Genomic DNA, 10,388 nt, shown 5'->3' on the forward strand with positions numbered 1-10,388 from the left:
GAGTTTATGTGAATCACATGCTCCCAACCCGCGCCGGCGGTGGCCAGGGTCCGGTCCAGGTTGTGAAACGCCTGGGCGATTTCTTCACTGAGGTCGGCGGGGATCTGGAACTCATCGTCCCAGCCGCCCTGGCCTGACGTTTCTACGCGGTTACCGATTTTCACTGCTTGGGAATAGTGCAGGTGTTCGCGCATGGTATCGCCATAGCCTGGGGTGACAAAAAATTCGGGCATGCTCATGGTATTTCCTCGGTTGAATACACGACCCGACGAATGCTAATAGAGCGAATGCGCGAACAATATCCCGAGTTCCTGCCATGACTATCTACTGGTATGCACAATCGGTTTGCGATAAAGCCCGACTGCCAAGCCGCTGATAATCACTGCGATAAAGACCAGATTGGCTGTGGAAACACGCTCGCCCAGTATCAACATCGAACTGGCAATCCCGAACACCGGGATCAATAGCGACAGCGGCGCTACCGTGGACACGGGGTACGCCTTGAGCAACGTGTTCCAGCCCCAGTAAGCAAAGTGCGTGGCCAGGTAAACCTGAAACAGCAGCGACCACACGGCGGTGAGGTCGAGGTTGGCGGGGAGGCTTACGAACGCACCGTCGCCGTGCACCCACCAGGCCATCAGGAACAGCGGGATTGGCGGAAACAGGCTGGCCCAGACCATGAACGAAAAGATTTCTTTAACCCCCGACGTCTTGATGATGACGTTGCCGATGCTCCACGCCAGTGCGCTGAACACGATCATCAGCACGCCGAGCGCAGCGTGTTCGCCTTGCTGGTTGGCGATGATCCCGGTTAGTCCGATCAACGCGAGAAAGGCCCCGGCCCACTGCGCGCCGCGAATTTTCTCCTTGAATAGCACGCAGCCCCAACCCAGGGTGAAAAACACGCTGAGCTGGATGAGCAATGAGGCAATCCCCGGGCTCACCCCAAGCTGGATGCCATAGTTGATCACACCCCACATGCCCAGCCCGAAGATCACGCCATAGGCCGCTACATAACCGAATGGCACGGCGGGGCGCTTGATGACGAACACCAGGGGCAAGGCGGCGAGGGCGAAGCGCAGGCCGGTGAGTAAAAAAGGGTCGATGGCCCGCAGGCCCAGTTTGGTGATGGGGAAATTCAGCCCCCAGGCCAGCGTGACCAACAGGGCAAGTGCCAGGTGTTTCTTGTGCATGGACGTTCCTTCGAACCGGTTGCTTCAAAGGGGTGAAGGTTAGAGCTCGGGCGTATGGCCCGCTTGCTATGCCAGGTCATACTTTGACAAGATCGGGCCATGATTCCGACCTTTGACGACAACGACCCCGAAGCGCTTGTGACCCTGCGTGAATACCCATGCGGCAGTGTGTTTGCCCGGCATACGCACCCGCGCGGCCAGTTTGCCTATGCTTCCACCGGTGCCTTAAGAATGTTCACCGACCTGGGCAACTGGGTGGTGCCGCCGCAGCGGGCCGTCTGGGTGCCCGGTGGCATTGCCCATGAAATGCACATGCGCGGCGATGTGGTGATGCTCAATACCTACCTCGATGCTCAAGCCGCCGAGCGCGCAGGGCTGCAGGGGTACTGCCAGGTTTTCGAGGTGTCGCCGCTGCTCAGGCATCTTTTGGAAGCTGCGTTGGCGGTGGGTTCATCGGCAACGTCCAAGGTGCGGCGGCACTGTGTATTGACGCTGCTGATCGACGAAATCAGTACGCTATCGGCCTTGCCCCTCAGTGCGCCGCTGCCCTCTGAACCGCGTTTGGCGAGGGCTTGCCAGCGCTTTCTGGACGCGCCTGCGCAAACCGTGTCCCTCGATCAAATGGCGAGTTGGTCGAGCATGAGCCGGCGGACCTTTACTCGTCACTTCCTGGAAAGCACCGGCATGACCTTCGTGGCGTGGCGCCAGCAAGTCTGCCTGCTGGAGGCCACCGCGCAACTCAGCCACGGCGCCTCGATCACCGAGGTCGCATTTGCATTGGGCTTCAGCAGCCCCAGCGCCTTCACCGCGCTGTTCCGCCGTCACCTGGGCGATTCCCCGGCGCGCTACCTGGCCAAGTCCAAGGCCGTGTCGTTGTTCTAAAAAGCTCACACGCTGGTCAGGATTCACCTTGCAGGCGGTCCTGCTTTGTTACTATCGCCGCCCACCGTCATCAGGAGTCACCGGCCCATGCAACACCAGTGGGATGAAATGCACCGCACCCGCAAGCCCACGTTTCTGTTGTGTGGCGAGCCTCAGGGGGATGTGCTCAATCTCTATGTTCACGGTTATTCGGCGTTCTTCAACCGCCAGCAACTGGGCAATTTCACGCAACAACTGGCAAGCATCGAAGGCTCGACCAACCTGATGCTGTTCTGGCCGGCGGGTCACTTTCTGGAAAACCTTTTTGCTCCCTTTAAAGATGTGATTACCGCAATGCTTGGCGGTGGCGGCCTGGGCGCGGCAACCGTGGGTGTGGGCCGTGCGATTGCCTACTTTCTTGACCATTACAAAAGTGTCGAGGCGCGTGTCGATGAAGTGGCCAAGACGCTATTGCCTGAGCTTGCCCATTACCTGCACGGCGAAGCGCTGCCCGTGCGGCGCATCAACCTGATCGGGCATTCCCTGGGCGCGCGTATCCTGGTCAAGAGTCTGCTGGCCAGCCCCGAGGTCGCCCGCCAATTGCCGCTTAACAATGTGTTGCTGATGGGTGGCGCGATCAGTACGTCCAGCCCCTGGGATGAAGTGTCGGCGCCGCTCAAAGGGCGCGTGATCAACTGCTACTCCAGCAAGGACTGGGCGCTTGCCATCAAGCCGGACACCGAGCGCTGCATAGGCCGGTATGCGATCGACGTCACCCCCGCACTCAAGGCCAAGGTCACCAATGTGCACCTGGCCACCTTCGACCACGCCGCCTACTGGCCGCAGTTGAAAACGGTGGTGCAGTACACCGACCTGCTGCAGGAACGGCGTGGCCTTATCCGCGCTGACCTGCGCAGCAGCGAAGTGCGTTTTGCCGAGGAGGACGTGGAACTGTTCCCCGCGCTGGTGCAGGCGCGGCCGGAGGAGCTTAAGTTTCTGGCTGAGTTGATGGCACAAAAACGCAGTGCCTCGATCGATGCCGATGTACGTGAACCGCTGAAACTGGCCATCGAGCTGCAACGCATGGGCGGTGACAGCTTTATGAACATCGCCCGTGGCCATGGCGTGAGTTATCGCCAGATCGCCGAAGATGTCGCACAGCGGCTGGGCATCAAGTTCGATGGGCCGCTTGAAACCGTGGTGCTGGCAGATATCGAGGCACAGGTCGCGGAAAAGCTCATCGAGCAGTACAAGGACAAACTCAGTCGCGCCGACCGCCAGGCCTTCGACGCCGAGCTTAAGGCGGCCGCGCAAAAAGAGCAGGGCCTGTTCAATCGTATCGATATCGGCCGCTCGGCCACCACCGCCCTGAGCGGCACGGCGTTGGCGGGGCTCACCGGGTTTATCTTGCGGCGCGGCGCGGCCACCGCAATTCCGGTGGTGGGCCAGGCGCTGGCGGCGGCGATGTTGCTGGTAACGGGCGTGCGAGCGTTTTCCGGCCCGGCCTATTCGATCACCACCTTGGCGGTCTTGGTGATTGGTGTGATTCGCCAGCGCATGGAGCGCGAAGCGTTGAACCAGGAGATGGACCTGGTGGTGCAAGTCGTCGAAGCGTTCGACTTGCCCCGGGAGACGGTGATGCGCACGGTCGCGTCGGACTGATAAGCTGCGGCCCTGACTTGTGTGTTTGCCTGGGATACCGCGTGAAATTCAGCCTGCCGAAAATCGCCACTGCCCCGTTCTGCCCGCCGGAAGTGGCTGGCTCCGTTATCGTCGACCCCAAGGCCTCGTTTTTCAAACGGGCGCTGATGTTTGCCGGCCCCGGCCTGCTGATCTCCATCGGCTACATGGACCCCGGCAATTGGGCTACCGCCATCGAAGCCGGTTCTCGTTACGGCTACAGCCTGCTATTCGTGGTGCTGCTGGCCAGCCTGGCCGGGATGGCGGTGCAGTGCCTGTGTTCGCGCCTGGGCATCGCCACCGGCAAAGACCTCGCGCAACTGTGCCGTGAGCGCTACAGCAAACGCTCCGCGCGCACGCAATGGGTGTTGGCGGAAATCTCCATTATCGCTACCGACCTGGCTGAAGTCCTCGGTTGCGCCTTGGCATTTCACTTGTTGCTCGGCGTATCGCTGACGACCGGTATTGTGATCACCGCGTTCGACACACTATTGATCCTGGCCCTGCAAAACCGCGGTTTCCGCCGCCTGGAAGCGATCATGCTGGCGCTGGTTGCAACCATTGGCGTGTGTTTCTTTATCGAACTGGTGCTGATCAAACCTTACTGGCCGGACGTACTCAGTGGCTTTACCCCGTCACTGGCGGCCATCAGCGATGCAGCGCCGTTGTATTTGGCTATCGGTATCCTTGGCGCCACGGTGATGCCGCATAACCTCTATTTGCACACCTCGATTGTGCAGACCCGCCTGATTGGCAAAGACCTCGCCAGCAAACAGGACGCGGTCAAGCTGGCGCGTATCGACACCATCGGCTCCCTGGCCCTGGCGTTGCTGGTCAACGCCGCGATCCTGGTGTTGGCCGCCGCCGCGTTTTACAAGACCGGCCACACCGAAGTGGTTGAGATCCAGGACGCCTATCACCTGCTTGACCCATTGGTGGGAGGCGCCTTCGCCAGCATCCTGTTCGGCATCGCCTTGTTGGCTTCGGGGCAGAGTTCGACCTTTACCGGCACCATCGCCGGGCAAGTGATCATGGAGGGTTACCTCAACCTGCGCATCCCGTGCTGGCAGCGGCGCCTGATCACGCGCGGGCTGGCGCTGATCCCAGCGTTCCTGGGGGTGTGGCTGATGGGCGACGATGCCATCGGCAAACTGCTGATTCTGAGCCAGGTGGTGCTCAGCCTGCAGCTGCCTTTCGCGTTGTACCCGCTGATCCGCATGACTGACGACAAGCAACTGATGGGGCCCTTCGTTAACCGCTTGCCCACGCGGTTACTGGCGTGGTTTCTGTTTGCGCTGATCAGTGGGGCGAATGCGTGGTTGATTGGGCAGTGGTTGTTTTGACTTAAACGTGTGATCGCTCCAACGCGGTCTACACCAGAATTGCCAAGGATGTGTACTGGGCAACCTGCGGATCGGCCGTCAGCAGTTTCATCGGCTCGCTCATGGCTGCCGCAATGATAAGCCGGTCGAACGGGTCTTTATGGTGGTGCTCAAGATCCTTCACTGCAATCGCGTGTTCTGGGGTGATCGGCAATTCGGTGAAACCGCTCTCCAGGCAGTATTCACGGATTTCATCCAGCTGCACCTCGAGCTTTCCCAAGCCTACCTTGATCGCCATTTCCCAGAAGGTTGCAGCGCTGACGTAAATCTCAGCAGCGTCTTCAATCAATTTTTTGGCTTTATTGGATAGCCTGGGGTCATCACTCAGTGTCCACAGCAGAATATGGGTATCCAATAGCACCCTCATAAAGGGTTGACCTCAAACGCATCCAGCAGGTCATCGGGTAAAGGCGCATCAAAGTCTACGGGGATAATGAGCTTGCCTTTCATTGCGCCAATCCGGCGGCCTTTGGTCTTTCCGACGGGGACGAGCTGTGCCATCGCACGCCCATGCTTGGCGATGGTGATCACTTTGCCAGCAGCAGCCTCATCGACCAGCTTTGACAGATTATTTTTTGCTTCACCCAGCGGTACGGTAATCATGTGGCGATCTCCATGTTTTGGCCAAATATAGCCAAAATCAGCTGAGCTATCAAAGACGGCATGACGACCGGCTTTAGCCGCGCGTTCAGAGCGCGATTGTTTTTGATAAACGAAACCCATGGCACCTCTCCAAAAAAAGATTGAGCCAAAGTCTGCCTGCCATATGCCGTGTCTGAAATAGTGGCCCGAAAAATCAGAACGAGCCTACTTTTCCCACGAGGAATTTTTACCTTCCAATGCTTTTCCAGTGAGAGGGAGGAGCCTCACCGATCCCAATACGGCACCGCTCCAAAACACTCCACAAAATAATCAATCACCGTGCGCACCTTCAGCGACAGCCGCCGGCTGCCTGGCCACAGCGCGGCAATCTGTTGCGGTTCAAGGGTGGTGGCCACGTCGTACTCCGTGAGTACCGCCTGCAAGGTGCCGGCGCGCAAGCCTTCGCCGATCAGCCAGGACGGAAACACCACCAGCCCAAGGCCTTGTTCCGCCGCGTGGGTGAGGGTGTCGGCGTGGTTGCCGGTGATCGGGCCTTTGACGCTGTAAGGCGTCCAGTCGCCCTGGCCGCGGCGGAAGAACCAGCGCTGCTGGCCGGTGATGCCTTTGTAGGCCAGGCATTGATGGTTGGCCAGTTCTTCGGGGTGGCGCGGCGTGCCATGCCGGGCCAGGTAGGCGGGGCTGGCCGCGAGGCGAAAACGCTGCGGCGCGAAGATGCGCGCCTGCATGCTGGAGTCGTTCAGCACGCCGATGCGAAACAGCAGGTCGGTGCCGTCTTGCAGCGGGTCGACGTAGGTGTCGGTTTGCTGGATATCCAACTGTAGCTTGGGGTAGCGACGGCACAACTCGCCCAGCCACGGTGACAGGTGGCGTTGGCCGAATACCATCGGCGCGTTGATGCGCACCAGCCCGCTGGGTTCGCTTTCCTGCTCTTGCAGGGCCTGGCCGGCGGCCTCCAACTGTTCCAGCATCAGGCGCGCATGACGCCCCAGTAGCCGCCCGGCTTCGGTGGGGCTGACCGCACGCGTATGGCGGTAGAGCAATTGCTGGCCGAGCGCCTGTTCCATCAATTGGATTTGCCGTGAGATGGAGGAGGGCGCCAGCCCTTCGCGACGTGCCACTTCGGAAAAGCTGCCGTGATCCAGCACGGCTACAAACAGGCGCAATGCCTTGAAACTCAGTTCATTCAAACCCTGCATCGTGGCTCCGTGCTGTGCGTAATGCGCAAAGGTGTTGTTTGCATGCTCCCATTTATCGCACAAGACGGCCACCGGATAATGCGCGCCATGTTTCGTTTCTTGACGCGCAGGTGATGTATGCAGGCAAGTTCCATCGAAGGCGTGGCGCAGGCCAGGCCGAAAAAAAACCTTTTGCGATTGCTGCTGTTGCCGCTGGTGATTCTGGCGGGCATGGGCCTGTCGGTTGAGGCCGGCTTGCTCGGGCCATTGGGTGTACAGGTCGGGCATTTGTGGGCAACGTTGAGCATCTTTGGCGTCGGTACGGCGATTCTGTTTTTGCTGCTGCTGTTCAGCGGCGCGCAAAAAGGCCCGGCACTCACCGACCTGCCGCGCTGGCAGTTGATCGGCGGCTTTTTGGGGCCGATGTACGTGGTGGTGCTGACTTTGGCCACGCCGCATATCGGCATCGCCATGACCATGGTCGCGATCCTCTCGGGCCAGGTCGGCAAGAGCGTGCTGATCGACCATTTCGGCTGGTTCGGCACCGCGCGTAAACGGGTCAATGGCGAACGCTGGATTGCCCTGGCGTTGATTGTGGCGGCACTTGTTCTGATTGCACGGGGTTAAAGCGATGAATCTGATTCTGTTGTTGGTACTGGTGATTGCCGCCGGTGCGGTGCTGAGTGTGCAAGCCGCGATCAACGGCCGCCTGGGCCAGACGGTCGGCGTGTTGCGCAGCAGTTTATTGACCTTTGCGGTGGGCGCAATCAGCACGGCGTTGTTGATTTTCTTCTTCGAACCCGCACAGGCCGTGAGCTTGCTGGACGTGCCCAAATGGCAGTTGACCGGCGCGTTGTTTGGCGTGGTGTACATGATGGTCATGGTCGGCGCAGTGCCCGTGGTGGGGACGGCAGTGGCCACGGTGGCGGTGATCGTCGGGCAGTTGGGCATGGGCATGCTGATCGATAACTTCGGCTGGCTGGGCAACCCGGCCATCGAGCTGTCGGGCAGCCGTATCGTGGCAATGCTGCTGTTGGCAGTGGCGCTGGTGTTCATGTACCGCAGCAACAGCCGACTGGCCGATTAACGGCGGTGAACCTTGAAACCTTGCCGGTAGTCACTGCTTAAGGTGCAGCGCCCGTTGCACCTGGACGACCATGCAAAAGGAGTCTGAACATGGCTGATAAAACCTGTGCCTGCCCACACTGCAAATGCGTACTGGGCACCAACGCGGTGATGAAAGACGGCAAGGGCTACTGCTGCCAAGGCTGCGCCGAGCACCATGCGCATGGCGAACCGTGTGCCTCGTCGACCGGTTGCGAGTGCGCCAAGTCTGCCCACGGCTAAAAATCCGCTCGGCTTATCGGGTGGCGGTCATTACCATGGCCGCTCACCCTTGATTGATGTGTGCTTCATGGCCCTGGCCGCGCCTCCCGACCTCACTGATCATGCCGTCCCCGTGCAACCACTGGCGCGCACCTACCCCCGTGGTTTGTATGTGGAGCCACACAGCCACGACTGGGGCCAGTTGCTCTACGCCATGAGCGGGGTGATGTGGGTTGAAACACCGCGCGAAGCCCTGGTAGTACCGCCGCAGCGCGCCGTGTGGTTGCCACCGGGTGTGGAGCACGGGATTCGCGTGGTCTCGGACTTGCAGATGCGCAATATCTACCTGCGCCCGGCTTTGGCAGCGACGCTGGACAGCCAGGTGCAGGTGATTGAAGTCGGCGGGCTGCTGCGTGAGCTGATCGTCACGCTGGTTGATCAAGGCGATTACGGTGATACAGCCTATTACGACGCCGTAGTCGGTCTGGCGCTGTTGGAGTTGCAACGCGCGCGGCGCTCGCAGATCCGCATTGCCATGCCACTGGGGGCGGACCGCCGGTTGATCAATGCCTGCCAGGCAGTGATGGCGGCGCCCTCGCTGGAAATCCCCTTTGAGCAACATGCCGAAGCGGCGGGTGCCAGCGTGCGCACCCTGGCGCGGTTGTTCCAGAACAACCTCGGTATGGGCTTTGCCGAATGGCGCCGTCAGGTGCAGCTAGCCACGGCGGTGGCGGAACTGATCCAGGGCCAGTCGGTGAGCGGCATTGCCCGCTCTTTGGGCTATTCGCCGAGCAGCTTCAGCGACATGTTCCGCCGTGAACTGGGTGTGGCACCGTCGCAATACGTCGGTTGAGGCTTTGGCCGAAATCCTGAAGCACTTGGCCGATGCTTCGGGGGGGGGCTCACTACACTGAGCGCATCAACCCACCCGGCGTAAACCCTATGAACTATCCCCTATGAACTATCTCATTTCCCTCGCCATCGGCCTGTTTGTCGGCGTGATCTATGGTGCCCTGGACTTTCGCTCACCCGCGCCGCCTGCCATTGCCCTGGTGGGGCTGATGGGGATGTTGATCGGCGAGAAGCTCTGGCCCATGGGCCGTGAGCTGGTCAGCGGTTGGTTGTCCTGATTTCTTTTTTCACTTCGATGGATATTGGCCATGAAAGCACTGCAATTTTCCGCCACCGGCGACCTCGCCGCCCTCAGTTTCGTTGAAGTCGACAAGCCGCTGCCGGCTGCCGGTGAAGTGTTGGTCCAGGTTAAAGCGGCGGGTTTGAACCCCAGCGACGTTAAAAACGTACTTGGCCGGTTTCCCTACACGACGTTGCCGCGTATTCCCGGCCGGGACTTTGCCGGTGTGGTGGTGGAAGGCCCGCAGCAACTGGTTGGCCAGGCAGTGTGGGGCACCGGCCGTGACCTCGGTTTTTTTGCCAACGGCTCCCACGCGCAGTACCTCACGGTGTCGGCGAAAGGCGTGGCGCATAAACCGACGCATCTAAGCTTTGCCCAGGCTGCCAGCCTCGGTGTGCCGTACACCACCGCCTGGGATGCGCTGGAGCGCAGCGGTGTCGGCAAAGGCACCCGGCTGCTGGTGATTGGCGCCAATGGTGCTGTAGGCAGCGCGGCGTTGGCGCTGGCGAAAATTCGCGGTGCGCAGGTGCTGGCGGCGGTGCGCAAAGCGGATCAGGTCGAGGCGTTGCAGGCGCAGGGCTTCGACGCGATTGCCCTGGGCCAACCGGACGCATTGGGCGGGCAGGTGAATGCGGTGTTCAAGGGCGGCGCCGATGTGATCTTCGACACCACCGGTTTCTGGCTGCCGGCGGCTGTCGCCGGTTTGGCCCCGTTCGGCCGCATCGCGATTATCGCGGCGCCGGTTGATGGGCATGTGCAGCTGCCGGCGCTGGCGTTGTACCGCAAGGGCGGCTCGGTGGTGGGCATCAATTCATTGCTCTACAACTGCGAGCAATGTGCGGTGATGCTGGAGCAGTTTGGGCGGTTTTTTGATGAGGGTTCGCTGCCGTTGCCGACAGGGTTGCGTGAGGTGGCGTTGGCAGATGGGGTGCAGTGCTACGAGGAAGTCAACAAAGGCAGCGCGGACAAGGTCATCTTCCTGCCTTAATGCGGTTAAAAAGTGTGGGAGCTGGCTTGCCTGCGATAGCGGTGGATC

General features: G+C 60.4%; 14 protein-coding genes. 9 read left to right on the forward strand and 5 right to left on the reverse strand.

Translation table 11 applies throughout. From position 1 onward, the window contains the following. Together FEM54_RS14130 and FEM54_RS14135 are read right to left on the reverse strand one after the other, a co-directional pair. The coding region (locus tag FEM54_RS14130) for a Rid family hydrolase (protein ID WP_240792746.1) at nt 1-239 on the reverse strand (239 nt) is incomplete at its 3' end. Nucleotides 240-320: 81 nt separating this feature from the next. Next, nucleotides 321-1,193 (reverse strand): EamA family transporter, encoded by an 873-nt coding sequence (locus FEM54_RS14135; protein ID WP_138451496.1) that lies wholly within the window; start codon nt 1,191-1,193, stop codon nt 321-323. A 99-nt stretch (nt 1,194-1,292) separates the two neighbouring features. Between FEM54_RS14135 and FEM54_RS14140 the strand changes: the two genes are divergently transcribed. From FEM54_RS14140 to FEM54_RS14150, 3 genes are all read left to right on the forward strand, one after another. Continuing rightward, the gene (locus FEM54_RS14140) at nt 1,293-2,075 is read left to right on the forward strand and encodes an AraC family transcriptional regulator (protein ID WP_138451498.1); all 783 of its coding nucleotides are present in this window, start codon (nt 1,293-1,295) and stop codon (nt 2,073-2,075) included. Nucleotides 2,076-2,162: 87 nt separating this feature from the next. Further along, a complete protein-coding gene (locus FEM54_RS14145; RefSeq protein ID WP_138451500.1) occupies nt 2,163-3,716 on the forward strand; it encodes a DUF726 domain-containing protein in 1,554 nt (517 codons plus the stop codon). A 41-nt stretch (nt 3,717-3,757) separates the two neighbouring features. Further along, nucleotides 3,758-5,077, forward strand: coding sequence for an Nramp family divalent metal transporter (locus FEM54_RS14150; protein WP_017139624.1), 1,320 nt, complete (start codon nt 3,758-3,760; stop codon nt 5,075-5,077). A gap of 28 nt (nt 5,078-5,105) precedes the next feature. On the opposite strand, the gene FEM54_RS14155 is transcribed toward FEM54_RS14150, so the two are convergent. From FEM54_RS14155 to FEM54_RS14165, 3 genes are all read right to left on the reverse strand, one after another. Beyond that, nucleotides 5,106-5,483 carry a type II toxin-antitoxin system VapC family toxin gene (locus FEM54_RS14155; RefSeq protein WP_099549266.1) on the reverse strand — a complete coding sequence of 126 codons (378 nt, stop codon included), beginning with the start codon at nt 5,481-5,483 and terminating at the stop codon, nt 5,106-5,108. Further along, the gene (locus tag FEM54_RS14160) at nt 5,480-5,839 is read right to left on the reverse strand and encodes a type II toxin-antitoxin system Phd/YefM family antitoxin (protein ID WP_240792747.1); all 360 of its coding nucleotides are present in this window, start codon (nt 5,837-5,839) and stop codon (nt 5,480-5,482) included. Before FEM54_RS14160 ends, FEM54_RS14155 begins: the two co-directional genes overlap by 4 nt. 143 nt (nt 5,840-5,982) lie before the next feature. Beyond that, nucleotides 5,983-6,915 carry a LysR family transcriptional regulator gene (locus tag FEM54_RS14165; protein ID WP_017139621.1) on the reverse strand — a complete coding sequence of 311 codons (933 nt, stop codon included), beginning with the start codon at nt 6,913-6,915 and terminating at the stop codon, nt 5,983-5,985. Between the two features lie 117 nt (nt 6,916-7,032). Here FEM54_RS14165 and FEM54_RS14170 point away from each other — a divergent pair, with 117 nt between their 5' ends. The 6 genes from FEM54_RS14170 (at nt 7,033) to FEM54_RS14195 (ending at nt 10,340) form a co-directional block, all read left to right on the forward strand. Further along, nucleotides 7,033-7,521: a DMT family transporter gene (locus tag FEM54_RS14170; RefSeq protein WP_017139620.1), complete on the forward strand. Its 489-nt coding sequence runs from the start codon at nt 7,033-7,035 to the stop codon at nt 7,519-7,521. A 4-nt stretch (nt 7,522-7,525) separates the two neighbouring features. Then, nucleotides 7,526-7,981 (forward strand): DMT family transporter, encoded by a 456-nt coding sequence (locus FEM54_RS14175; RefSeq protein ID WP_017139619.1) that lies wholly within the window; start codon nt 7,526-7,528, stop codon nt 7,979-7,981. Between the two features lie 89 nt (nt 7,982-8,070). After that, the gene (locus tag FEM54_RS14180; RefSeq protein WP_017139618.1) at nt 8,071-8,241 is read left to right on the forward strand and encodes a metallothionein; all 171 of its coding nucleotides are present in this window, start codon (nt 8,071-8,073) and stop codon (nt 8,239-8,241) included. A 67-nt stretch (nt 8,242-8,308) separates the two neighbouring features. After that, the gene (locus tag FEM54_RS14185) at nt 8,309-9,073 is read left to right on the forward strand and encodes an AraC family transcriptional regulator (protein WP_017139617.1); all 765 of its coding nucleotides are present in this window, start codon (nt 8,309-8,311) and stop codon (nt 9,071-9,073) included. Nucleotides 9,074-9,176: 103 nt separating this feature from the next. Continuing rightward, nucleotides 9,177-9,350 (forward strand): DUF1427 family protein, encoded by a 174-nt coding sequence (locus FEM54_RS14190; RefSeq protein ID WP_017139616.1) that lies wholly within the window; start codon nt 9,177-9,179, stop codon nt 9,348-9,350. A 30-nt stretch (nt 9,351-9,380) separates the two neighbouring features. Then, complete coding sequence (locus FEM54_RS14195; protein ID WP_138451502.1) at nt 9,381-10,340, forward strand: quinone oxidoreductase family protein; 960 nt, start codon at nt 9,381-9,383, stop codon at nt 10,338-10,340. The last annotated feature ends 48 nt before the right edge of the window (nt 10,341-10,388 follow it).

This window comes from Pseudomonas edaphica, assembly GCF_005863185.1.
Lineage (GTDB): Bacteria > Pseudomonadota > Gammaproteobacteria > Pseudomonadales > Pseudomonadaceae > Aquipseudomonas > Aquipseudomonas edaphica.